The sequence below is a fragment of the Arthrobacter sp. P1_B3 genome, from assembly GCF_056406615.1.
In genome coordinates, this window is record NZ_JBFTZV010000001.1 from 263,209 (window position 1) to 286,483 (window position 23,275).

General features: G+C 68.1%; 24 protein-coding genes. 10 read left to right on the forward strand and 14 right to left on the reverse strand.

What is annotated here, in order from left to right; genetic code table 11:
* The first annotated feature begins 5 nt into the window (after positions 1–5).
* Positions 6–1,127, forward strand: a complete 1,122-nt coding sequence (locus tag AC1D2F_RS01220; protein WP_476966023.1) for an ABC transporter ATP-binding protein — start codon at positions 6–8, stop codon at positions 1,125–1,127.
* A gap of 388 nt (positions 1,128–1,515) precedes the next feature.
* Positions 1,516–1,935, forward strand: a complete 420-nt coding sequence (locus AC1D2F_RS01225; protein ID WP_364746833.1) for a DUF7793 family protein — start codon at positions 1,516–1,518, stop codon at positions 1,933–1,935.
* Between the two features lie 23 nt (positions 1,936–1,958).
* Here the strand turns inward: AC1D2F_RS01225 and AC1D2F_RS01230 are convergent, their stop codons facing one another.
* Entirely contained in the window at positions 1,959–2,852 is an 894-nt protein-coding gene (locus AC1D2F_RS01230; RefSeq protein ID WP_476966024.1) for a helix-turn-helix transcriptional regulator, read from the reverse strand.
* Positions 2,853–2,995: 143 nt separating this feature from the next.
* Here AC1D2F_RS01230 and AC1D2F_RS01235 point away from each other — a divergent pair, with 143 nt between their 5' ends.
* Both AC1D2F_RS01235 and AC1D2F_RS01240 read left to right on the forward strand, forming a co-directional pair.
* On the forward strand, positions 2,996–4,039 hold the full coding sequence (locus tag AC1D2F_RS01235) for an NAD(P)-dependent alcohol dehydrogenase (protein ID WP_364746834.1): 1,044 nt from the start codon (positions 2,996–2,998) through the stop codon (positions 4,037–4,039).
* A gap of 90 nt (positions 4,040–4,129) precedes the next feature.
* Positions 4,130–4,534: a (R)-mandelonitrile lyase gene (locus AC1D2F_RS01240; protein WP_364746836.1), complete on the forward strand. Its 405-nt coding sequence runs from the start codon at positions 4,130–4,132 to the stop codon at positions 4,532–4,534.
* A gap of 152 nt (positions 4,535–4,686) precedes the next feature.
* On the opposite strand, the gene AC1D2F_RS01245 is transcribed toward AC1D2F_RS01240, so the two are convergent.
* The 3 genes from AC1D2F_RS01245 to AC1D2F_RS01255 all read right to left on the reverse strand — a co-directional run bounded on the left by AC1D2F_RS01245 (position 4,687) and on the right by AC1D2F_RS01255 (position 6,091).
* Positions 4,687–5,250, reverse strand: coding sequence for a hypothetical protein (locus tag AC1D2F_RS01245; RefSeq protein WP_229994889.1), 564 nt, complete (start codon positions 5,248–5,250; stop codon positions 4,687–4,689).
* A gap of 144 nt (positions 5,251–5,394) precedes the next feature.
* Positions 5,395–5,676 carry a DUF4190 domain-containing protein gene (locus tag AC1D2F_RS01250; RefSeq protein WP_476966025.1) on the reverse strand — a complete coding sequence of 94 codons (282 nt, stop codon included), beginning with the start codon at positions 5,674–5,676 and terminating at the stop codon, positions 5,395–5,397.
* 94 nt (positions 5,677–5,770) lie between these two features.
* Positions 5,771–6,091, reverse strand: coding sequence for a GYD domain-containing protein (locus tag AC1D2F_RS01255; protein ID WP_018774995.1), 321 nt, complete (start codon positions 6,089–6,091; stop codon positions 5,771–5,773).
* A gap of 229 nt (positions 6,092–6,320) precedes the next feature.
* Here AC1D2F_RS01255 and AC1D2F_RS01260 point away from each other — a divergent pair, with 229 nt between their 5' ends.
* Complete coding sequence (locus AC1D2F_RS01260) at positions 6,321–6,650, forward strand: antibiotic biosynthesis monooxygenase family protein (RefSeq protein ID WP_229994887.1); 330 nt, start codon at positions 6,321–6,323, stop codon at positions 6,648–6,650.
* A 44-nt stretch (positions 6,651–6,694) separates the two neighbouring features.
* Here AC1D2F_RS01260 and AC1D2F_RS01265 read toward each other — a convergent pair whose 3' ends face one another.
* Positions 6,695–7,297, reverse strand: coding sequence for a DUF6919 domain-containing protein (locus AC1D2F_RS01265; protein ID WP_476966026.1), 603 nt, complete (start codon positions 7,295–7,297; stop codon positions 6,695–6,697).
* Complete coding sequence (locus AC1D2F_RS01270) at positions 7,298–7,813, reverse strand: SRPBCC family protein (protein ID WP_476966027.1); 516 nt, start codon at positions 7,811–7,813, stop codon at positions 7,298–7,300.
* A 283-nt stretch (positions 7,814–8,096) separates the two neighbouring features.
* Here AC1D2F_RS01270 and AC1D2F_RS01275 point away from each other — a divergent pair, with 283 nt between their 5' ends.
* Complete coding sequence (locus AC1D2F_RS01275; protein WP_476966028.1) at positions 8,097–9,080, forward strand: ABC transporter substrate-binding protein; 984 nt, start codon at positions 8,097–8,099, stop codon at positions 9,078–9,080.
* Positions 9,081–9,164: 84 nt separating this feature from the next.
* On the opposite strand, the gene AC1D2F_RS01280 is transcribed toward AC1D2F_RS01275, so the two are convergent.
* The 7 genes from AC1D2F_RS01280 to AC1D2F_RS01310 are packed head-to-tail and all read right to left on the reverse strand — an operon-like array spanning position 9,165 to position 16,854.
* Positions 9,165–10,583, reverse strand: coding sequence for an NtaA/DmoA family FMN-dependent monooxygenase (locus AC1D2F_RS01280; RefSeq protein WP_476966029.1), 1,419 nt, complete (start codon positions 10,581–10,583; stop codon positions 9,165–9,167).
* A gap of 10 nt (positions 10,584–10,593) precedes the next feature.
* Complete coding sequence (locus AC1D2F_RS01285) at positions 10,594–11,784, reverse strand: LLM class flavin-dependent oxidoreductase (protein ID WP_476966030.1); 1,191 nt, start codon at positions 11,782–11,784, stop codon at positions 10,594–10,596.
* Complete coding sequence (locus tag AC1D2F_RS01290; RefSeq protein ID WP_476966031.1) at positions 11,781–12,716, reverse strand: DUF1684 domain-containing protein; 936 nt, start codon at positions 12,714–12,716, stop codon at positions 11,781–11,783. Before AC1D2F_RS01290 ends, AC1D2F_RS01285 begins: the two co-directional genes overlap by 4 nt.
* Entirely contained in the window at positions 12,700–13,878 is a 1,179-nt protein-coding gene (locus AC1D2F_RS01295; protein ID WP_476966032.1) for an LLM class flavin-dependent oxidoreductase, read from the reverse strand. Before AC1D2F_RS01295 ends, AC1D2F_RS01290 begins: the two co-directional genes overlap by 17 nt.
* Complete coding sequence (locus tag AC1D2F_RS01300; RefSeq protein ID WP_476966033.1) at positions 13,875–14,939, reverse strand: ABC transporter substrate-binding protein; 1,065 nt, start codon at positions 14,937–14,939, stop codon at positions 13,875–13,877. Before AC1D2F_RS01300 ends, AC1D2F_RS01295 begins: the two co-directional genes overlap by 4 nt.
* 11 nt (positions 14,940–14,950) lie before the next feature.
* Complete coding sequence (locus tag AC1D2F_RS01305) at positions 14,951–15,802, reverse strand: amino acid ABC transporter ATP-binding protein (protein WP_229996147.1); 852 nt, start codon at positions 15,800–15,802, stop codon at positions 14,951–14,953.
* Positions 15,799–16,854, reverse strand: coding sequence for an amino acid ABC transporter permease (locus AC1D2F_RS01310; protein WP_476966034.1), 1,056 nt, complete (start codon positions 16,852–16,854; stop codon positions 15,799–15,801). Before AC1D2F_RS01310 ends, AC1D2F_RS01305 begins: the two co-directional genes overlap by 4 nt.
* A 243-nt stretch (positions 16,855–17,097) precedes the next feature.
* On the opposite strand from AC1D2F_RS01310, the gene AC1D2F_RS01315 reads away from it, so the two are divergent.
* The 3 genes from AC1D2F_RS01315 (at position 17,098) to AC1D2F_RS01325 (ending at position 20,304) form a co-directional block, all read left to right on the forward strand.
* Entirely contained in the window at positions 17,098–19,074 is a 1,977-nt protein-coding gene (locus AC1D2F_RS01315) for an FAD/NAD(P)-binding protein (protein WP_476966035.1), read from the forward strand.
* A complete protein-coding gene (locus AC1D2F_RS01320) occupies positions 19,071–19,637 on the forward strand; it encodes a GNAT family N-acetyltransferase (protein WP_364746850.1) in 567 nt (188 codons plus the stop codon). The genes AC1D2F_RS01315 and AC1D2F_RS01320 overlap by 4 nt, the downstream gene beginning before the upstream one ends.
* Positions 19,638–19,728: 91 nt before the next feature.
* The gene (locus AC1D2F_RS01325) at positions 19,729–20,304 is read left to right on the forward strand and encodes a LacI family DNA-binding transcriptional regulator (RefSeq protein WP_476966036.1); all 576 of its coding nucleotides are present in this window, start codon (positions 19,729–19,731) and stop codon (positions 20,302–20,304) included.
* A 7-nt stretch (positions 20,305–20,311) separates the two neighbouring features.
* On the opposite strand, the gene AC1D2F_RS01330 is transcribed toward AC1D2F_RS01325, so the two are convergent.
* On the reverse strand, positions 20,312–21,379 hold the full coding sequence (locus AC1D2F_RS01330) for a bile acid:sodium symporter family protein (protein ID WP_364746852.1): 1,068 nt from the start codon (positions 21,377–21,379) through the stop codon (positions 20,312–20,314).
* Positions 21,380–21,627: 248 nt separating this feature from the next.
* Here AC1D2F_RS01330 and AC1D2F_RS01335 point away from each other — a divergent pair, with 248 nt between their 5' ends.
* Positions 21,628–23,151: a SulP family inorganic anion transporter gene (locus tag AC1D2F_RS01335; protein WP_476966037.1), complete on the forward strand. Its 1,524-nt coding sequence runs from the start codon at positions 21,628–21,630 to the stop codon at positions 23,149–23,151.
* Positions 23,152–23,275 lie beyond the last annotated feature (124 nt).

The following is a 23,275-nucleotide window of genomic DNA, read 5'->3' on the forward strand; positions in this document are numbered from 1 at the left end:
AGTCGATGACCGCATCAGTGATTTCCGCGGAGTCAATTCCCGGGACGGGGAGAGCCGCCCAGGGCGCCATTGAGCTCCGCCAGGTCAGCAAGCACTACGGCGACGTCGTTGCCGTGGACGGGCTGGACCTGACGGTTCAGCCCGGAGAGTTCGTGACCCTCCTGGGCCCCAGCGGCTCCGGCAAGACGACCACCATGATGATGGTTGCGGGGTTTGAAGAACACACCGCCGGAACCGTCCTCATTGACGGCAGGCCTGTGGACTCGCTGCCGCCCCGGGACCGCAACCTTGGTGTGGTGTTTCAGAACTATGCCCTGTTCCCGCACATGAGCGCGCTGGAAAACGTGGAGTTTGCGCTCCGCATGAGGAAGGTGCCGCGGGCGGAACGGCGCCAGCGCGCCTCGGATGCTCTGGACCGGGTGGGACTGGGCAAGATGGGTGACCGCAAGCCCCGCCAGCTCTCCGGTGGGCAGCAGCAGCGGGTGGCGCTGGCCCGGGCACTGGTTTTCAACCCGGCGGCCCTGCTGCTGGATGAGCCGATGGCAGCCCTGGACAAGCGCCTCCGCGAGCAGATGCAGGAGGAAATCAAGACCCTGCAGAAGAGCTTGGGCATCTCCGTGCTGTTCGTGACGCACGACCAGGACGAGGCCATGGCCATGTCGGACCGGATCGTGGTGATGAGGGACGGGAAGATCGTGCAGTCCGGCCCGCCGGAGGAGGTGTACAACCACCCCATGACCGACTGGGTGGCCAGCTTCCTCGGCGACACGAACCTCATCCCGTGCACCATCGTGGAGCGAAACGGCGAGGAGGCAGTTGTGGACCTCGGCGGACTTGGCCTGGCAAAGGTCCGGGACCGCGGGGCCAGCGGCGAGAGCTACGCCGTCTCGATCCGCCCGGAGCACCTCAAGTTCAGGACGCGGGCTTCGGCCGGCAACGGATGCGCCGCGACCCTGGTGTCCTCCACGAATCTGGGCGCCACGGTCCGCCACCGCCTCACGGCCGGCGGCCACGAACTCCAGCTCCGCGAGCTGAGCTCAGACAGGGGCACCCGGATCCTGCCGGATGAGGAGCTGTGGGTGGGCTGGGACGCGGACAAGGCCCAGCTGCTGGTCCTGGAGTCCTGATCCCGGAGCCGGTCAGGGGTTGGGCCGGTTCCGCTGTTTCTCTCCGGGGGACATGCCCTGTTCCGGCGCCCAGGGATGGACATAAGCCCACTATGTCCATCCCTGGGCCGCACCGTGGGGCATGTCCAAATGCCGGAGGGGGACATGTCCAGTCAACGCAGGCCTTTGGGGACATGCTCATTGCAAGGCAGCACCGTACAGAGCAACAGAGCATGTCCCGGGCTGGCGCGTGGCGCCGGACCAAGGGGCATGCCCTCCGCGCCGTGGGGCATGTCCATTCCGGGGGGAGCCGGGCCCAGTGCAGCCGCAACCGGCCACCGTTTGCGCTCCGCCACGCACACCGTGCCCAAAGCCCTGGCTTGGCAGGGCCGGACCTACAATGGTTTCGATGATGCCAGGACATATTGCAGCTGCTGATGGAAAGAACGTGCTGAGCGTCAGCGCGGGCATCATCAGATCGGTTTGGCAGCCCGGCTCGTTTGTTGATGTCCACGACGCCAGGGACGCCATGCGGGCCGTAGCGCAGGTCAGCGGCGGAACACCGATGCCGATGCTCTCCGAAATGACGGATGTGGAGATCAGCGCGGCCGCCAGGTACGAGTTCGCGCAGACAACAGGGGTTTTGGCGATCGCCGTGCTTGGATCCAGCACTGTGGATCGCGTGATTGCGGCGGCAATGAGCCGGCACACCCGGTACCCCCATGAGTTCTTCACTTCCAGGGACGACGCCATGGCCTGGCTGAACAACTTCACCTCCAACGGCGGCCAGCCCGATGGATACGCGGACGGCATTTCCGCCCTGGCGTGAGCGTTCCGGCCTGCTCCGTGCGGTTAGGCCTTGTCCACCGTAGAAGCTGCCTTGGCCTCCTTGACCTGTCGGTTGGTCGCGGCCCAGCTGGCCAGCAGCCGCAGCGCATCCTCCGACGCGGAGCCGGGCTCGGCGTTGTAGACCAGTAGGGATAGCCCGGCGTCGGCCGAGACATCCATGGCCTCGTACATCAGGTGGAGATCCCCGACCACCGGGTGGTGGAGGTGCTTGAGCCCGGTGTAGTGCTGGCGCACGTTGTGCGCGGCCCACAGGGTGCGGAATTCCTCGCTCCGGGTCGATAGTTCGCCCACCAGGTCGGTCAGCCCGCGGTCGTAGGGGTCGCGGCCGGCCTCGGTGCGCAGGATCGCGACGGTGTCGTTCGCCGCACGCTCCCAGTCCGGATAGAAGCTGCGCGAGCGGCCATCCAGGAAGATGAAACGGGCATGATTGGCCGGGCGGGCCGGACCCACATACATGTCCGAATACAGGGCATAGCCCAGCGGGTTGGCCGCAACGATGTCCATGCGTCCGTTCCGCACAAATGCGGGCGCGTTGGTGATTGCGTTCAGCGTCAGCTGAACGCTCCGTCGGACGGACTCCGCGGGACGGGGGCGACGGCGGGTCCGGCTGCCCGGGGCCGCCGCCCGGGCCAGATCGAAGAGGTGGGCCCGTTCGGCGTCGTCGAGTTGCAGCGCCTTTGCCACAGCATCCAGCACACCCTCCGAAACGCCGGACAGGTTTCCCCGCTCGAGCCGGGTGTAATACTCGACGCTGACGCCGGCCAGCATCGCGACTTCCCCGCGGCGCAGCCCCGGCACGCGGCGCTTGGCGCCGTAGACCGGCAGCCCTGACTGCTCGGGGGTGATCTTCGCCCGGCGCGAGGCAAGGAATTCGCGGGTCGCGTCTCGATTGTCCATGCCATCAACGTTAGGCCTTACGGCCCGCTGAGGGAGACCCTGCCAGTACCCCTATCAGCAGGGACTCCCTCAGCGTTGCGAAGACGGGTTTGATGGATGGTGTTCCGTTGAACAACCCCAACGATCAACAAGCAGGAGATTCATTGCTTACCGTCAACGCTTACGCATCACCGTCCGCGATCGAGCCGCTCGCCCCCACCACCATCGAGCGCCGCGACGTGGGCCCGCACGATGTCCTGATCGAGATCAAGTTCGCCGGGATCTGCCATTCGGATATCCACACCGTCCGCGGCGACTGGGGTCCGCAGACCTATCCACTGGTCCCCGGCCATGAAATTGCCGGGATCGTCACCGAGGTCGGTTCCGCCGTGACCAAGCACACCGTCGGCGACCGCGTCGGCGTCGGCTGCATGGTCAACTCCTGCGGCGAGTGCGTTAACTGCCTGGCCGGCGAGGAACAGTACTGCCTCAAGGGCATGACCGGCACCTACGGCGCCGTCGACCGTGACGGCACCATCACCCAGGGCGGCTATTCCACCCACGTCGTGGTGGCCGAAGACTTCGTGGTCACCATTCCTGAGGGCATCGAGCTCGACGTCGCCGCGCCGCTGCTGTGCGCCGGCATCACCACTTACTCGCCGCTGAACCACTGGGGCGCAGGCCCTGGCAAAAAGGTCGCGATCGTCGGCCTGGGCGGCCTGGGCCACATGGCAGTCAAGATCGCCCACGCCATGGGCGCCGACGTCACCGTCCTGTCCCAGTCGCTGAAGAAGCAGGAAGACGGTCTTCGCCTCGGCGCGGACCACTACTACGCCACGAGCGACGAAAACACCTTCGCGGAACTCGCCGGCACCTTTGACCTGATCATCAACACGGTCAGTGCCGCGATCGACATCAGCGCCTACCTGCAGCTGCTGTCCCTCGACGGCGCCCTGGTCAACGTCGGCGCGCCCGCGGAACCGCTCCCGGTGAACGTGTTCTCCCTGATCATGGGGCGCCGCTCCTTCGCCGGCTCGGCCATCGGCGGCATCCGCGAAACCCAGGAAATGCTCAACTTCTGCGCTGAGCATGGTCTGGGCGCCGAGATCGAGGTCATCCCGGCCGCGAAGATCAACGACGCCTACGAGCGCGTCCTGGCCTCCGACGTCCGCTACCGCTTCGTGATTGACACCGCGACCCTGAACTAGGACGCCGAACCAGCCTCCGAGCCCCGGGACGCGGCCTCCGGTCGCGCCAGCCAGTCAACACCCAGACAAACACCCTGTGAGGAAATGACAGTGGAAATCCAAGCAAAGAAGCCAAGCGTCAAGGGACCGGCGCAGATGTTCACCGGCGACGTCTGGTTTGACGTCATCGCGGCCCCGCAGCCCGAACCGTCCCGCATGCGCGTCAACGCCGTGCACTTTGCCCCGTGCGCACGCACGGCCTGGCACTCGCATGCCGTTGGGCAGACCCTGCACGTCACCGAAGGCGTCGGCCTGGTCCAGGCCCGCGGCGGAGAGGTGACGGAGATCCGTCCCGGCGACACGATCTACACGCCGCCGGGCGAATGGCACTGGCACGGTGCCGCGCCGGACCATTTCATGACCCACCTTGCGATGTGGGAAGCCCCCGCCGAGGGCGGCGCGGAGTCCGAGTGGGGTGACCTCGTGACCGACGAGGAATACAACGGCACCAAATAACACAGCTGCGCTAAAACCTCCGGTACTGCCGGTGCGGGGCCCTGCCGCCTGCGAGGGGACGGGCCCCGCTTGGCGGGCCAGCTGCCGGCGGCCTTCTGGCGGTTGCCGTTAAGCCGTTGACCCCGAAGTTTTGACGCTGAAACGGTGCCCGGCTAGGACCCGGGCGCGGCCGGGACCATCCAGAAACCGGCGACTTCGCCGGCCCCGGGCCCGGTCATACGGCGGTCGGCCTGGGCCTGGACCGGGCCGGCCGCAAGCTCCACCTGTGCTTGGGTGGCCTTGCCGCAGTCGAGTGTCAGTTCGAGTTTCCCTCCGTTCCGGAGGCCGTCCTGGGAGATGGAAATGTAGCTGGTCGGTGCACCGACGCAGGCGGCGGTGACCGTGTAGGTCCCCTTCGCCAGGGCCTTGACCGACTTGCGCAATCCGCCGCCGCCGATCCCGCCGACGCCTTCCAGGACGATCCCGCCCGGCCGGGCGCCGAGGACCGCTCCGAGGTCATCCAGGTTGCGCTTCTCCGCGGTGGCGACTCCCGGGTCCACCGGTGGCGGCAGCGAACGTGCCGGCCGTCCGGACCTGGTGGGCGCCGCCGTCGGATCTGACAGGTCATCGGTGTATTCACACCCGGCCAGGCCTGCTGCCGCGCCGGCCACAGCCAACAGCAGCGCGGTGCCGCGCATCCAATGTCTTCCCCGGTGGAGTGACTTGCTCAGTGACATGCCCTGAGCCTACTGGCAGACATGCGGGCACTCACGCGTCGCCGCTGGTGCGCCGCGCGGGCAAGGCAGCGGGCACGCCCGAGCGGCGCCCGCCGTCGGCTGCTGGTGAACGGGCTGCTGGTGAACCGGCTATTGGTGAACTGGCTATTGGTGAACAGCGAAGACTGCAGCGAAGTAGATCGTGGATACGAGGGCCAGGGCAGCGACGCCGTAGCCGATCACGAGGGCGGTGAGGGCCAGCCCGCGTCCCCGCTCACCGCGTGCCTTGATCTGGCTGAGCGATGCATGGCCGGCTCCGACGGCGAAGACAGCGAGAACCGCCACACTGGCGACAGCGGTGCCGATCACGGCCAATGCAGCAAGGGCCAGCGACACAATGGCCAGTCGGTTATAGTTCGTGCCCTGGCGCGTTTGTTGCGCAGACAACCCCACGAGTCCCCCTTCTCACGTAGCTGGGACGAGTCTAGTCCTATGGTTCACAGCGGCGGGGATCCGTCAGAACGCGCCCAGCGTTCGTGATCTATTGCCCCGGGGCCCGGTACGACGGCGTCTTCTTGGCTGCCGCGTCGAGGTCCTCGGCTGACATGAGCGGTTTCAGGTGCAGGTTCACGGCGCCGGTGGAATTGATCATCAGCGACAGGGCGACGGCGTTGGCCTGGTCGGGGATATCGAAGACCCCCACGACGTCCGTCTCCCCGAACGCGTAGTAGAAGCTTTCGAGTGAACCGTCCACGGACTTGAGGGCCTCGACGACCGCATCACGCCGCTTGGTGCCGCCCTCACGCATGAGGCCCTTGATCCCGTCGCCAACGTAGTTCGCTTCGAACAGATATTTGCTCATCGTTTTTCCTATCCTGTGACGCCCAGGACATCGGCCTCCGAAGCGTGCCCGCTCCCAATAATGGAAGGTCCGGGGCTGGTCCCAGAGTGGGGCCTGCCCACATGCTAGGCCTTCCGCTCCACCCATACAACGGTTTATTGGCGGGCCCCGAGTGCGCCCGCCGGGCTATCCGGCCCTACCGCCCGCCGGAGGACTGGAACATAATCGCCCTATCAACCCCGTACGGACAATGGAGGCGATCGACGTGTCTGTTTACACGCTCGGAATCTGGCTGGTGCATCCCGGCCGCGAGAACGATTTTGTGCAGGCCTGGCGGGACCTGGCCAGGAAAACGAAGGAGGATTTTCCCAACGCCAAAGCCGTGTTGATGCACGACCGCGACGTCAAGAACCGGTTCATCAGCACCGGCCCCTGGGAATCCCTGGAACAGATTGAGCAGTGGCGGGATTCGGCCCTGTTCAAGCAGGGCGTCGAGGCAATGAAGGACATGCTGGAGCATTTCGAGGCGCGCACACTGGACGAGGCCGCCAGCATCGGCTGGGACGCGACCGATATGTGAGTTTTCCGGGAGCCGGGTAGCCGCCGGCTGCCCGGCGACACATGCTATTCGGCCTGCAGCGCCTCAAATACCGCAGTCAGCAGGACATCGTTCCGACCCCAGACGGGATCGAAGATTTCCACGTACCAGGCATCCGCCAGGACGAGGGCCAATGTCTCGTTGGTCTCGGCCGCCCAGTCCCTGAGCTGGTCTTCCCCGACCGGCCCCTCGCTGCTTCCGAGCACGGTTACGACGTCGTCGTCCTGGACGGTCGCCGGGATAGAGGCGCTGCTCGTCTCACCGGGGGCGTGCGCGACCGTCACCAGTCCGGTCCGGGTGGACAACGCCAGGAGGGCCGACGCTGTTTCCGGGCTGCAGAAAGCCGTCACGTAGGCGCGCTGCGCGAGGCCCCCGGCCTGAACGCCCGGCTGCGATTCCTTGGTGAAGAGCCCGTTGCGGTTGAGCCGGGCGAGCTCTCCGGCGATGGACGTGGTCTCGTCGTCGAACCCGGGCGAGAAAACCCCCGGTTGGTATTCGCTGTTGCCCTCCAGCCAGCGGGCGGTCAGCTCGCCTGCCGCGGGGATGGTGGTGGCCTGCCGCCAGACTTCGCGGTCCGCGAGAAGCCGGCCGAAACTGTCCCGTTCCGTCGTGAACCTGGCCTCCGACATTCAGGCCTCCTTTGCTGTGGGATGCGGTGCTGGGTGCGTCTGCGGGGCGTGGTGCTGCAGGAGGAGTGACAACCGTTCGCAGCTGACCTTGAGCGCCTCCAGTTCACGCCGGCTGTAGTCCTCGATGATCGCGTTGATGCGCTCGGCGAGGTGCTCGTCGTCGACCTCGAACTCGTGGGTCAGTGTGACCAGAGAGAGCCCGTCCGCCGGCCGGATCTCCCAGTCGCCGCCGAGCTCCCGGAGCGGGGGTTCGAGGTCCAACTGGTGGAACTCGGCGCGGTGGCTGGCGGCATCAAAGACGCGCCAGCCGTGGCTCGAACTCAACGAACCGTTGGAAACCACCGACGTGCGGAGCTCGTGCGCGGTGTCGTCGCCGCTGACGCGCTCCGAGTACACCGTCAAGCCGTCAAGGTAGGGCCAGTGTGAGGCGTCCCGCAGCATGCTGAAGACAAGGTCCGCCTGGGCGTTGATGCCGAGCCGGTGCGTGGTCCGGTGCGTGCTCTGGTGCGTGCTCACTGACAAGTTCACCCCTCCTGTGTCGTGCTGTCACCCTGCAGGTCTTCTATGCAGGCTAGGCCAGTTGCGGCCCGCCGTGAACAATTCCTTCCCGCCACGTCACGCAGGGCAATCTTCGGTAACACTGGGCGTCCGCAGGCCGCGTCCGCGGACGCCGGATGAACGGGTATTACCGCCTGTATCCCTTGGTTTCACCCGGTTTCACGGCGCTTTGACCGGCTTTCGCGCGCCCCGGATAGTTGCTGGCACCAGCACCGCAGACCACCACTTTCAAGGAGAAACCATGTCGAGTCTTTCGTTCAAATCAGGCGTCGCCGTCGCGTTGGCGGCCACCACTGCCCTAGGTCTCGCGGCCTGCTCCGATCCCGGCGCCGCCGCGGACGGCGGCACGTCGGCGGCGCCGTCGTCCTCCTCCGGCGTCAAGCAGTTCAACCTCTCCCCGCAGCAGGACCGCATCAAGGCCACGGTGGATGCCGCGGCCACCGCGCTGGTCCCGGACGCCATCAAGAAGGACGGGAAACTGACCGTGGCGGTGAGTCCGTTCGCAGCACCGCTGGCCGTATACGCCACGGACAACAAGACCCCGGTGGGCAATGAGGTGGATCTCGCCGTCGCACTGGCCGAGTCGCTGGGCCTGGAGGCCGATATTGTCCCGACCGCGTGGGCCGACTGGCCGCTCGGCGTCGACTCCGGCAAGTACGAGGCAGTACTCTCCAACGTCACCGTCACGGAAGAGCGCAAGCTCAAGTTCGACTTCGCCAGCTACCGCGAGGACAAGCTCGGCTTCTACGCCAAGGCGGACAGCAGCGTCACCAGGGTCGAATCGGCTCCGGACGTCGCCGGTAAGCGCGTGATCGTCGGCTCCGGCACCAACCAGGAGGCGATCCTGCTGCGCTGGGATGAAGAGAACAAGAAGAACGGCCTCAAGCCTGTGGAGTTCCAGTATTTCGACGACGACTCCGCCTCCCAGCTGGCCGTCCAGTCCGGCCGCGCGGACCTCACCTTCGGCCCCAACGCCACGGCGGCCTACAAGGCCGCCACGGACGCCAAGACCAAGCTGGTGGGTCTGGTGGACGGCGGCTGGCCGCTGAAGGCCAGCATCGCCGTCACGACCAAGAAGGACAACGGCTTCGCCGCCGCGGCCCAGTCCGGACTGAACCACCTGATCCAGGACGGCAGCTACGCCAAGATCCTGGACCGCTGGGGGCTGTCTGAGGAGGCCGTAGCGACGTCGGAACTGAACCCGGCGGGCCTGCCAAAGAAGTAGCCCATTGCCCGGAACGTCGATTGCTCCGTAGCCGCCCTTCTGAGTCTCGAAAAGGGCGGCTACGGAGCAATCGATGGTGCTTGCTTAGGCCTGTGAGGTGACGGAGTCCGCCTCGACGCCGGCAGCTGTGCGCACCGGGGTGGCCAGGCCGAGGTTCTCCCGCAGCGTGCTGCCCGCGTACTCCGTGGGGTACACGCCGCGCTCCTGCAGTTCCGGCACTAGGTGGTTGACGATGTCATCGAGTCCGGACGGGATGAGCCACGGTGAGATGTTGAACCCATCGACGGCGCCGGTCCGGGCATACTCGGTGAGCCGGTCCGCGACCTCGGCGTACGAGCCGGTGAAGGTGGAGTCACCCCGGCTGGTCTTGGCCGAGACGAACTGGCGGATGGACAGGCCCTTCTCCTTGGCCTCGGCCCGCCACTGGTCGGCCAGTTGGCGGGCCTTGGCGCCATGGAAGCCGCTGCCGCGGGTTTCGGAGGTTTCTTCCACCACGGGGTCGATGTCCGGCAAAGGGCCGTCGGGATCGTAGCCCTGCAGCTCCCGGCCCCAGAACTGCTCGAGGTACGCGATGGCCTGCTGCGGGCCGATCTGCAGGCTGCGGACCCAGGCTTTCTTTTCGAGCGCCTCCCGCGGTGTGGCGGCGAGAATGAACTCGCTGGCGGGCATGATCTTCACGTCGTTGGCGCCCCGGCCGGCCCGGAGCGTGCGCTCCACGATGTCGCGGCGGAATTCGAGCGCGTTATCGAGCTGCGGGTGCGCGGAAAAGATGACGTCCGCCTGTCGGGCGGCGAAGTCCCGGCCCTCGGGCGAATCCCCGGCCTGGAACAGCACCGGCCGGTACTGGGCGCTGCGCGGCAGCCGCGGAGTGACGTCCACGGAGTAGTGCTGGCCGCTGTGGCGCACCCGCCGGACCGCCCCCTCCGCCGACCACCGGGCCGCGGAGGCTGAGCCCGCGACGGCGGCGTCGCCCCACGCGTCCCAGATGCGCTTGGCGGTATCCACGAAGGCCTCGGCGTGGGTGTACCTGTCCGCGTGGGCCAGGTAGCCGCCGCGGCGGAAGTTCGCGCCGGTCCAGGCGTTGTCTGTGGTGACGATGTTCCAGGCCGCGCGGCCGCCGGAGAGCAGATCCAGGGTGGAGAGCCGGTGCGCCAGGTCTGCGGGGTCGTTGTAGGTGGTGTTCTGGGTTGCGACCAGGCCGATGTTCGTGGTCACGGCCGCGAGGGCGGCCAGCGCGGTCTGTGCGTCGGGGCGGCCGGCGACGTCGAGCGCGTGCGGGCGGCCGAGGTGCTCGCGCAGCCGCAGGCCTTCGCCGAGGAAAAACGCCGCGAACAGGCCGCGCTCGGCGGTTTGGGCGATACGCCGGAACGATTCGAAATCAGTCTGGGAGCCGGACTCGGCGCTCTTCCAGACAGTTCCGGAGTTGACGCCCTGGAAGAACACGCCCAGCTGGAGCTGACCTGACGGGGTGAATTCAGCGGCGGGGTGGCTGATGTGGCTCATGGTGGACTCCTTAGTTTTCCGTGCCGGGGGCAGTTGTTCCGGCTGTTACGGCGGCATACCGGCTTGCTGGCCGCGCCAGTCCCAGCTGCTCGCGGAAGGTGGCGTCCGGGGTGGTGGGCGCCAGGAGTCCGCGGCGGCGCAGCTCCGGCAGCACCAGCCGCGACAGTTCCTCCAGATCCGTCTCCAGCACCGCGGGGTGCAGGCGGACGCCGTCGGCCCAGGCCAGTACTTCGGCGAGCAGTTCGGTCAGCTCAGCCGCCGTCCCGACGAAACGCGCCCGCGGGCTCTGCCACGCTGCGTGGCCGTTCAGCCGGTCCAGCCGCTCCGCGGCGGCCTGGCCGCGGGAGTCCAGCACGACGTCGAGCTCGGCGATCAGCGCGGGCCCGGTCCCGCCGGCGGCGAGGTCTGCCCGCGTCGCCCCGAGCTCGGCGGCCAGGAGCTCGGGGGTCGGGGCCGAGACCAGGAGCGCGTCGGCCGCCCCGGCCGCGACGGCCTCCGGGGGGAGGAGCCCGGCCGGGGCGAGCACAGGGAGCTGGCCCTGGGGTGGCCGCGGAATGATCGACGGACCCTTGACGGAATAGCTTCCGGTCTCGGCGTCGATGTAGTGCAGCTTGTCGACGTCGAGGTAGCGACCGGTGGGGACGTCACGGATTACGGCGTCGTCCTCCCAGGAGTCCCAGAGCCTGCGGCTGACCTCGATCGAATCGGCGGCCTCCCGGGAAAGCCGCTCCCCGCGCGCGGTGTCCCGTCCGACGGCGGCGGCATCGGCTGCGCTTGGTGAGGCGGCCACCAGCCAGCCGGCCCGTCCGCCGGAGACGTAGTCCAGGCTGGCCAGCTGGGTCGAGACGTGGAATGGCTCGGTGTAGACGGTGTCCACTTCCGGGATCAAGGCGAGGGAGCGCGTCACGGGACCGGCGAACGCCGCGCGCTGCAAGGCGTTGAGCCGGGCCGCGGCGTCCGGGCCCGAAGGATCGGGGTGCGGGTGATCGGGGTCCGGCAGGCCGGGGTCGGAAAACGTCACCGCATGGAACCCGGCAGACTCGGCGGCGAGCACGGCGCCGCGGAGGTGTTCCGGGGCCAGCAAGGACGCGGGTGCTGTGCGGGAAACCCGCCACGCGGCCGGGTGGCTGCCGGCGCCGTCGAGCTCCAGCAGCAGCAGGCCGTGTCCCAGGGGCCCGTCGTGGGCGGGAGGTGTGCTCATGATGCGTCCTGTCGTTCGTAGGGGATCTGTTCGCCGGCTTCGATGGCCACCGGCAGGCGGTTCTCGGCCGGCGGCAGCGGGCAAGTGGCGAGATCCGTGTAGGCGCACGGCAGGTTCACCGCCCGGTTGAAGTCGAGCCAGACTGCGCCGTCGGCGCCCGGAGCCGGCACGGTGAGGGAACGGTTGGCCGCGTATGTGCTCTTGCCCGACGTCGCGTCCGTGAAGAGCACCGTCAGCGTGCCCGGCGTGTGGCCGTTGAAGGCGGTGAGGCTCAGGTCCTTACTGCGGAGCCGGAAACGGATTTCCCCCGGGGCCTCGTAGACGTGGTGGATTCCTTCGACCGCCGCGCCCACGGTGGTGGGACGCGGTTCGGCGAACGGGATGAATATTCCTGAAATGGCATATTCGGGGGTTGGGGCGTAGGCGGGTGTCCCGCGGTAGCCGGTGAGCAGCGGGTTCAGGGGATGCCGCGGCCGCACCACATAGCGGCCGCCGCGTTTGGCGAGCTCGACCACGGTATGACCGGCGCCGGCATCTTCCACGCGCAGATTCAGGCCTTCGCGCTCGGGAATCGGGCCCAGGAACACCGTGGCTCCGATCCCGTCGGCGTTCAGTTCCTGCCCGTCGCGCAGGACGCGTTCGCCTGCCCGCAAATCCAGGCGAACAATGCCGTCCTCCACGCTCCACGTGCCCGGCGCGCCGTCCAGGCGGGCGGGCGAGGAAGCGAGCCAGTGCAGGTGGGTGACGGCGAGGAAGCCGTGGGGGTCGGCGCGGTGGCGTTCGTGCGCGGCATGCCAGTCCGCCCATGCGGCCTGGAACTCCGGGTCGGGACTGCGGCCCGGACTGCGACCCGGACTGGTCCGGCGGTCCTGGCTGCCGGCGGCCAGGAATTCCGGGTCGGAGCGGCCGTCGGTGTCAGTGGGTGTAGACATGGGAGCTCCTGTGGTTGGTGCGGTCGGCTGTGACGCGGGCGGCGGCGTCGGGTTCGGTGGCGCCGCCGGTGTTGCCGGCGAGGCTGGCCTGCGGGCGGCCGGCATAGGGGTCGCCGTCGGCCCAGAGGGTGGTGGGCGCGGCGGCGCGGACGGCCGGAATGACCTCGAGGGCGAACCGCTCCAGGATTTCCAGCTGCTGGTCGAAGGGCAGCGTGGTGGGCAGCGAGATGGACTGCAGGTCGTGGCCGTAGAGCGCGTGGTAGCTGAGGATCTTGTCGATCACCTGCTCCGCGCTGCCCACCAGGGCAGGGCCTTCGGCGACGGCGTGGTCGATGTCCCGGTACCGGGAGTTGTTGCCGGGAACATTCCTGCCGGTCGTGAGGGCCTCGTAGACCGGGCCGAACTGCCGCTTGGCCTCCTGCGTGGTGTCCGCGATAAACACCCCGCCGGCGCCCGATCCGGAGCCAAGGTACTGGTGCCGGGGATCGTGGCCGTGGCGTGCATATTCCTCGCGGTAGTGGTCGATGAGGACCTTGTAGTTTTCCCGCGGCTGGATCGCGTTGGCCGTGAACAGCGGATCGCCCCACTGCGCCGCGAGGGCCGCCGAGGCCAGGCTCGTGGCGGAACCGTGCCAGACGCGCGGCGCGCCGGAGAAGGGCCGGGGCATGGTGGTGGTGGGCTCTGTCAGCGCGGTGCGGAACGTCCCGGACCAGGTGAGGTTCTCTTCGGTCCAGAGCCGGCGGAGCAGGCCGTATTTCTCCGCGAGGAGCTCCCACTGATCCGCCAGGTCAAGGCCGAACAGCGGGTACTGCAGCACCTCATTGCCCTTGCCGATCACCAGTTCCAGCCGGCCGCGGCTCAGCTGGTCGATCGTGGCGTAGTCCTCCGCGACCCGCACCGGGTCCAGCACGGACAGTACCGTCACGCCGCTCTGCAGCCGGATCCTGGTGGTCACTGCGGCGATGGCGGCGAGCACGGTGGTGGGGGAGGAGGAGATGAACTCGCCCGCGTGGCGTTCCCCGACCGAGAAGCTGTCGTAGCCGAGTTCCTCCGCCCGGCGCGCGGTTTCCAACACCTGGTTGAGCCGGTCCGCGGTGGAGACGATTGCCCCGGTGACGGGGTTCTTCAGGTGCGGGATGATGTCGAGGACCTGGAACTTCACGGTGTTTTTCCTGCCTCTGTTTTCCCTGCGGGGGCGGTACCGAAGTTGGCCTCCGTGACGGTCGTGGACTCGGGCAGGGCTTCTTCGGAGAGTCCCCAGCGGTCCAGGACCTTGGCATAGGAGCCGTCCTTGATCGCGGAGTTCAGTGCGTCCGTGATGGCCGGGGCCAGGCCGTTGCCCTTGAGCGTGGTGGCCGCGACCAAGGTCTCGGAGGGCCATCCGGCGTTGACCTTGCCCACCACTTTGAGGTCGTCGCGGGTGTTTTCCCGGTACGTGACGGACGGGTAGGGCGCGAGGTTCAGGTCGGTGCGGCCGGAGGACAGCGCCAGGATGGTGTCGGCGTCGGAGGAGTAGTACTGCAGCACCGCCGGTGTCTTGCCCTTGGCCTCCAGTTCCTTGTTCCAGGCGAGCAGGATCTTCTCCTGGTTGGTGCCCGAGCCCACCGAGATCTTCAGGCCGGAGATGTCGGCGGAGTCCTTGATGTTGTAGCTGGAGCTCTTCTTCGCCTCGAAGCCCATGTACGCGGCGCGGTAGGTGGAGAAGTCGAAGAGCTTCACGCGGGCGGCGTTGATGCCCACATTGGAGAACACGGCCTCGAAGTCGCCGGACTGCGTCTTCAGGGGCCAGTTCTCCCAGGAGGTCACCTGGACATCCAGGTCCAGGCCCAGCTTGTCGGCGGCCAGCTGGGCCAGGTCCACCTCGACGCCGATCGGGGACTTGTCGTCTGTGGCATGGAAGGACAGCGGAATCGCGCCCGCCGTCGTGGCCACGGTCAGCTTGCCGTCCTTGCCGATCAGCGCAGGGACCTTCGCGGCCAGGGCCGCGTCCTTCTCGGTCCTGATGCGCTGCTGGTCCGGCGAGGTGTTGTAGACGACGCCGTTGCGTGCCGCCGTCGTGGCCGCTTGCCCGCCGGCAGCCGCTGAGGCGCCGGGATCTGCGCAAGCACTCAGCGCCAGCGTGCCGGACAGGGTGCCGATGAGGACGACGGCGGGGAACGCCGCAGGCTTCCGCCGGGGACCAGTATTGGGAAGGGCGGTGCGGAGGGTGGGGCTGCTTGCCATGGGGGTGTTCCTTAGATGTTGAAGGCGGGTTCGATCACTTTGGAGAAAAAGCTCCGGGTGCGTTCTTCGCGCGGGTTGGTGAAAATCTCCTGGGGTGTGCCTTGCTCGACGATCTGGCCCTGGTCCATGAACACGACCGTGTCGGCGACGTCGCGGGCGAATCCCATCTCATGCGTGACGATGATCAGTGTCGTGCCGGACTTGGCGAGCTCGCGGATGACGTCCAGGACCTCGTTGACCAGTTCCGGGTCCAGGGCCGAGGTGGGTTCGTCGAAGAGCAGGATCTTGGGGTCCAGGGCCAGGGCCCGGGCAATCGCGACGCGCTGCTGCTGGCCGCCGGAGAGCTGGCGCGGGTAGGCGCCGGCGCGGTCCTTAAGGCCCACCCGGTCCAGCAGCTCCAGCCCGCGTGCGCGGGCCTCGGCCTGCGAAGAGCGGGGTCTTCCTGCCCGCGGCGCGACGACGGGCGCCTCGGTGACGTTTTCCAGCGCGGTCAGGTGCGGGAAGAGGTTGAAGTTCTGGAACACCATGCCAATCTCGGTGCGTTGCTTCAGGATTTCCTTTTCGCGCAGTTCGTGGAGCCGGCGGCCCCGGACCTCGTAGCCCACCAGCGTGCCGTCGATCGCGATGAACCCGGCGTCGACCTTTTCCAGGTGGTTGATGGTGCGCAGGAGGGTGGATTTGCCGGACCCGGATGGGCCGACAATCACGGCGACGCCGCCTGGCTCGACAGTCAGCGTGATGCCCTTGAGAACCTCCGTGGCCCCGAAGGACTTGCGGACCTTGGTGATCTCGACAAGGCCGCGGGTGGTTTCGGCGTCCGTGGCGGCAGGCGCCGCGGGGGTGTTAGTGGCAAGAGCGCTCATCGGGTGCCTCTTTCCTGGGTAGTTTCCCCGGTAGCGGGCGCATGCGTGGCGAGGAATTTGCGGGCCTTCTGCAACGGGGTCAGGGGCAGCGTGCGGACGGCGCCCTTGGAGTAGTGCCGCTCGATGTAGTACTGAAAGACGCTCAGCACCGAGGTGATCACGACGTACCAGAGGGTGGCCACGAGCAGCAGCGGCAGGACCTGCTGGGTCCGGTTGTAGATGACCTGGACGGTGTAGAACAGCTCGGAATAGGCCAGGACGTAGACAATCGAGGTGCCCTTGACCAGGCCGATCACCTCGTTGAAGGCGGTGGGCAGGATGGCCCGCATGGCCTGGGGCAGGACGATCCGGGTGGAGCGCCGCCATGCCGGGATGCCCAGGGCGGTTGCGGCCTCGAGCTGGCCCTGGTCCACGGAGAGGATGCCGCCGCGGATGATCTCGGCGGAGTAGGCGGCCTGATTCAGGGTCAGGCCGAGGACGGCCGCGGCGAACTGGCTGATCAGGGTGGTGGTCTGCGCCTCGAAGAAGCGCACGTCCGTGAACGGGAGCCCTAAGCTGATTTTCTCGTAGAGGTAGCCCAGGTTGTACCAGAGCAGCATCTGCACCAGCAGCGGCGTGGAGCGGAAGATCCAGGAGAAGGTCCAGGAGACCGAGACCAGCAGCGGGGACGCGGAGAGCCGCATCAGTGCCAGGATGAACCCCAGGATGAACCCGAGCGCCCCGGAGATCGCCGTCAGCTTGAGCGTCTCGAGCAGGCCATTCACAATTGACTGGGCGGTGAACCATTGCGCCACCACGCCCCATTCCCAGCGCGGGTTGGTGGCAAGGGACCAGACAATGCCGGCCACGCCCAGGGCGACGACGGCGGTGCCCACCCAGCGCCACGGGTGGCGGGCCGGGACCAGCCGGTAGTCGGCATAGTCGGTGGCGGCCTTGCGGCCCGCTGAACCGGAGCCGGCAGCTCCGGCCGGTGCAGTGTCGGGTGCGGATTCGATGCTGGCGGACGCCGGCTCCGGGGCGGACTGTGCCACCGGGGTTGCTGTTGAACTCATGCGCCACCTCGCTTCTTCCAGTTGCTGTGGGGGTACGGTTGGCTGCCAATCTAGGGGCGTGCGAAAACGCGCGGCAAGGCGGCAAGTTGCATACGTTCACGCAGGTTCGCACGGCGTCACACGACGTTTTCTTGCCTCGATTTACGCCGCATTACGGGGGGTGAACGGCTGTGACCGGCGCCTCGACCGGCCCCGTTTCGGGTGCCTAGCATGAGGGCTCCGCACCAGAGCCAGGAGACCGTCATGCAAGTGAATGCCCCATCCGTGGTCCTCATCGGCGGCGGCCCGCGCACGGCCGGGTTGCTGGAACGCCTCGCCGCAAACCGGCCGGAACTGTTCGCCGGTACGCTCCAGGTCCACGTGGTGGAGCCGCACGCTCCGGGTGCGGGCAGGATCTGGCGCTACGAGCAGCATCCCGGGCTGATGCTCAACTCCGCCGCGGCGGATGTCACGATGTTCACCGATGCCTCCGTCCAATGCGAGGGACCGGCCATCGAAGGCCCCGGCCTGGCGGACTGGGCCGCCGGGGTCCTGGACGGCTCAATCGTGGATGTTCCGGAGCTGCCGCAGGAACTCCGGCGCCAGCTGGCTGCCCTCACCGGCTCCACTTTTCCCACCCGGCAGCTGCAGAGTGTCCACCTGGAATGGTTCTTCCGCCGCGCCGTCGCCGCGCTCGGACAGGACGTCACCGTCACGGTGCACCGGGACACCGCGTCCGCCGTCGAACTCGAAGAGGGCGAACCGGAACCCGGCGCCGAAAGCTACCGCGTCCGGCTGGCCAGCGGCGCGATGCTGCGCGCCGACGTCGTGATCGCCTCCCTGGGGCACACCGATTCGCTGCCCGAACCGGAGTCTGCCGCGTGGGCCGGTTTTGCCGCCCGGCACGGCGCATTCCACGCGGCGCCGAGCTACACGACCGACGTCGACTACTCACCGCTCGCCGCCGGCCAGGACGTGATTGTCTCCGGCATGGGCCTGGCCTTCGTGGACCTGCTGGTCCTGCTCATGGAGGGCCGCGGCGGCAGGTTCGAGGAGCTGCCCGACGGCGGCCTGCGCTACCGGCCCTCCGGTGCTGAGCCGCGGCTGTGGGCCGGCTCCCGCCGCGGCGTGCCCTACCACTCCAAGATCACGTCCACCCTGCGCGGTGACGCAGCGGGGGAACCGGCGTTCTTTACCGCAGACGCCGTCGCGGCGCTGCTGGACGGGCCCGGCGAGCTGGACTTCCGCGCCCAGCTTTGGCCCCTGATTGCCAAGGATGCAGGCTACGCGTACTACCGCGAGCTGTTCACCGGCTACCCGGGCCGGGTCCGGATTGGCTGGCAGGAATTCGCCGAGCGGTTCTCCGCCGCCCAGTGGTACAGCCAGGAGCGCCAGCGGCTGGTCACTGAGTCCGTCCCAGACGCAGAGCTCCACCTGGACCTCGAACGGCTGGACCATCCCTTCGCGGGCCGGGTTTTCGCCGGCCACGCGGACGCCCAGGCCGCGGTGGCGGCGTACATCGGCCGCGACCTTGAGCTGCGCACCGGGCCGGACCATTCGGAGACCCTGGCCCTGTTCATCTCGCTGCTCAAGTCCTATATGGACCTGGGCCGGCTGGTGCCGTCCGAGCGGCTCAACGTGCGCTCACAGCGCGATGTCCAGGGCTGGTGGCACGGCTTCTTTAGCTTCGTCGATTCCGGGCCGCCGCCGCGCAGGCTGCGGGAGATGCTGGCCATCCACCGGGCCGGGCTGCTGCAGTTCATTGGCCCGGGGCTGGAGATCGAGGCCGCGGAGTACTCGGGCCGGTTCGTCGCCCGCTCGGCCCAGGCCGGGATCACCGTGTCAGCGGCTGCGCTGATCGAGGCCCGGCTCCCGGCGCCGTCGGTGGCCCGCTCCGCGAACCCGCTGCTGCGCCAGCTGCACAGCTCCGGGCTCGGCACCGAACAGCAGCTCCTCACCGCGGACGGCACGCACGCGACGGGGCGGCTCCTGGTGTCCGCCCACAACGAGCTGATCAGTCCGGTCGGGGAGCGGCGCGAGCGGCTGTTCGGCGTCGGGCCCGGTACCTCGGGCTGGGGCGCCGGCGCCTTCGCCCGGCCCGGCACCAACGCCGCGGCGTTCCGCGAAAACGACGCCCTGGCCCGGCGCATCCTGAACCTCCTGGCCGAGACCAACACCGGCCAGACCAACAGCGGCCAGGCGGTGCCCGAGGCCGCCGCCGGCGGAAAGGACCAGTCATGACCCCGTCACCACTACACACCCCGCCCGTGGAAACCCCGCCCGTGGACAACGCCGCGCTGACGGTCCTCAATCTCCCCATGAGCGATCCCAGGGTCCGGCCGCTCCTGGATGAGCTCGCGCTCGAATATGACACCCGCTACGGCAACCTCTTCGGCAGGGGAGCCGCCGCGGAGGAACTCAACCGCTACCCGGCCGAGGAATTCGCCGCCCCGGGCGGGGCCCTGTTGATTGTGCGCGAGAACGGCGAGTCCGTGGCGGGCGGTGCCTTCCGCCGGCATAGCCCGCAGACCGCCGAGTTCAAGCGGATCTGGACGCATTCGGCACATCGCCGCCGCGGACTGGCCCGGTTTGTCCTCGCCGAACTGGAGGCGTTGGCCGCCCGCCGCGGCTACCGGAAGGTCTACCTGACCACCGGCCCCCGCCAGCCGGAGGCGAAACACCTTTACCTGAACACCGGCTACGAGGCACAGTTTGATCTCTCCGCGGACCCGGAAACCATCGGACCGCTGGCATTCACCAAGGACCTGCCCGTAGGGTCACGCCGGGGGCCATCCCGGCGATAGAGTGCAGAACAGGCCGGCGCGACTTCCGCGCCGTGCCAGTATCGCCTCAACCGCCGCGCATTCGCGGCGCCGAAGTACCCGGGAGCAATTCGTGCGGCATGGATCCAAGCCCACCATCCGCGACGTCGCGGAGACGGCCGGGGTCTCCCTGACCACCGTCTCCTACGTGCTCTCCGGCCGCTCCGGCGGCACCACCCGGATCAGCCAGGCCACCCAGGACCGGGTGCACTCCGCGGTCCGCGAACTTGGCTACGTGGCCAACCGTGCCGCCCGGGGAATGCGCCGGGGCCGCACGGAGCTCGTGGTTGTGGCCGTCGCGGACCTCGAACAGCCGCGGGACAGGGCTATCGCCACGCTGCTGGCCGGGATCCTGCCGGAGCGCGGCTACCAGGCGGTCATCCTGCTGGGCGGGGGCTGGCGGCAGTTCATGCTCTCCGGCGGCGCTGACGGCGTGATCCACACCTGCGCGCCGGCGACTGGCGATGACTCCGGGACAATGGCGGAACTCGCCGGCCGCGGCATGGCCCAGGTGCTCATTACGGACGACGCCGGGGCCGGCAGCCTCGCTGTCCAGGGCGGATACGATGTGGTCCCGGCCGGAACGGACACGCCCGCGGTCCTGGCCGAGCGCGCCGTCGCTTTGCTGCTCGGCCGGCTCCGGGGCTAGGTCGCGCCTAGGCTTTCAGCGCGGAGGCCTCCGGTGCTGTGTCCTGCGTTGCGGTTTCCTGCGTTGCGGTTTCCCGGATGGGGCGCCGGGCCAGCCATGCGGCCACGATCGCGCCGGAGACGTTGTGCCACAGGGAGAAGACGGCAGACGGCAGCGCTGCCAGCGCGCCGAAGTGCGCCGTGGCGAGGGTGGCGGCCAGGCCGGAATTCTGCATACCGACCTCAAAGGCGAGGGCCCTGCGCGCCTTGTCATCCAGGCGTCCCAGCTTGCCGGCCAGGTAGCCCAGGCCCAGTCCGAAACCGTTGTGCAGCACCACAGCGAGGAACACGATGCCACCCGCGGCGACGATCTTGCTCGCGCTGCCGGCCACCACGATCGCCACGATCAGGGAAATTACGACGGCGGAGGCCCACGGCAGCGCCGGGAGGACCCTGGCCACCAGTTTGCGGAGGAAGAGGCGGGCCAGCAGGCCGGCAATGACAGGCAGGAGGACGGTCTTGACGATGTCCTGGACCATGCCGCCGGCGTCGATGCTCAGGTACGAGCCGGCCAGGAACAGCACCAGCAGCGGCGTCACGATCGGGGCGATCAGGGTGGACACGGAAGCGACGGCCACGGACAGGGCCACGTCGCCCTTGGCGAGGAACGCCATCACGTTGGAGGCCGTGCCCGACGGCGCGCAGCCCACCAGGATCAGGCCCACCGCAAGCTCCGGCTCGAGGTGGAGGGCGACGGCGATCAGCCAGCCGGCCCCCGGCATGATGACGTAGTGCGCCACGATTCCCAGGGCCACGGCCCAGGGGCGCTTGGCCACCGAGGCGAAATCCGGCGGGGTCAGCGTCAGGCCCATGCAGAACATGATGATGCCCAGCAGGAAGGGCACGCTGGGTGCGAGGGGTTTGAACGCCCCGGGGAGCAGGAAACCGGCGAGCCCGGCCACCACGACGAGGATGGGGAAGACCGTTACTGCGATGCGGGCGATCTTTGCCTCGGCGGCGAGGGCGGGATTGGCCGGGACGCCTGCGGCGATGCTCGCATCCTGGACGGTATCGGGGATTTTAGTTGCCTCAAGCATCCAAGAATGGTGCCACCGGCGTCCGGGCACTGGCCACTTCGTGACCACCTGTCGGACTAATATGTCAGATTTTTGGGCATCCGTCTGCCGGGAGAACCCAACGGGTAGGGTTTCAGTGGGTGGGTGAGCCCAAATCGGCGAACTCCCCGCCCCTCCGGCGCGACGCAGCGCCCCACATTCCCTGAATTCTGCACATTCTTTGAAATCTGGAGGCCGTTGCGCCTTCTTAGCCACGAACGGAGCCAGCGATGGCCACCAGTATCGACGCGGAGGCCCCGGCCTTCACGCCCGAGCAACTGCAATCGGTCCGAGGTGCGTTGACGTCCCCGCGCAGGCTCAAGACCGAGGTCCTGGGCGGACTCGTCGTGGCGCTGGCCCTGATCCCTGAGGCGATCGCCTTCTCGATCATCGCCGGCGTGGACCCGAGGATCGGGCTCTTCGCGTCCTTCACGATGGCGGTGACGATCGCCTTCGTCGGCGGCCGTCCGGCGATGATCTCGGCTGCCACCGGCGCCGTCGCCCTGGTGACCGCCCCACTCGTGAAGTCCCACGGCCTGGACTACCTTGTGGCGGCGGTGATTCTGGCCGGCGTGTTCCAAATCGTCCTGGGCCTCTCCGGCGTGGCCAAACTGATGCGCTTCATCCCGCGCCCGGTCATGGTGGGCTTTGTGAACGCCCTGGCCATCCTGATCTTCATGTCGCAGGTGCCCGAGCTGATCGGCGTGCCATGGCTGGTCTACCCGCTCACCGCCCTGGGCCTGCTGATCGTCTTCGGCCTGCCCAGGCTCACCAAAGCCGTCCCCGCACCCCTCGTGGCCATTCTGGCCCTGACATTCATCACGGTGACGGCCGCCGTCGGCGTTCCTACGGTGGGGGACAAGGGCGCACTGCCGGACTCGCTGCCCGCCCTGTCCCTTCCAGGCGTGCCGTTCACGCCCGAAACGCTTCAGGTCATCTTCCCGTTCGCGCTGGCCATGGCCTTCGTCGGGCTGCTCGAATCCCTCATGACCGCGAAGCTCGTCGATGACATCACGGACACGCGTTCACCCAAGACCCGCGAGGCATGGGGGCAGGGTGTCGCGAACATCGTCACCGGCTTCTTCGGCGGCATGGGCGGCTGCGCCATGATCGGCCAGACCATGATCAACGTCAAAGCCTCCGGCGCCCGCACCCGGATCTCCACCCTCCTGGCCGGCGTTTTCCTGCTCATCCTCGTGGTGGCCCTCGGAGATATCGTGTCCCTGATCCCGATGGCCGCGCTGGTGGCCGTCATGATCTTCGTCTCCGTCGCCACGTTCAACTGGCACAGCATCCGGCCCGCCACGCTCAAGGCGCTGCCCAAGAGCGAAACCGCGGTCATGGCGTCCACCGTGGTGGTGACCGTGGCCACGCACAACCTGGCGATCGGCGTCGGCGTCGGCGTCATTGTTGCGATGGTTCTGTTCGCCGGGCGGGTGGCCCACTTCGTCACAGTGGAGCGCTCGGTGACGGAGGACGACGGCGGCAGCCGCGCCACGTATCGTGTGGACGGCGAACTGTTCTTCGCCTCCTCGAATGACCTCTACACCCAGTTCGAGTACGCGTTGGACCCGGAGCACGTGGTCATTGATATGCGCGACTCCCACCTGTGGGACGCCTCCACGATCGCAGCTTTGGATGCCATCACTGAGAAGTACCGGCGGCACGGCAAGAGCGTCGACGTCGTGGGCCTGAATGAGGCCAGCGCCCTGATGCGCGAACGCCTGGCCGGCAAGCTCGGCGCCGGAAACTAGCCGGCAGGGCGCCCGTCCGGACCGGTATTAGGTCACACGTTTGGGTCTTTTTGTTTGCCCAGGTGCGGCCTACGGTGGAACCACGGCGCCGCCCGGCCGGGGTGGCCGGAGCATGGAGGAAGAC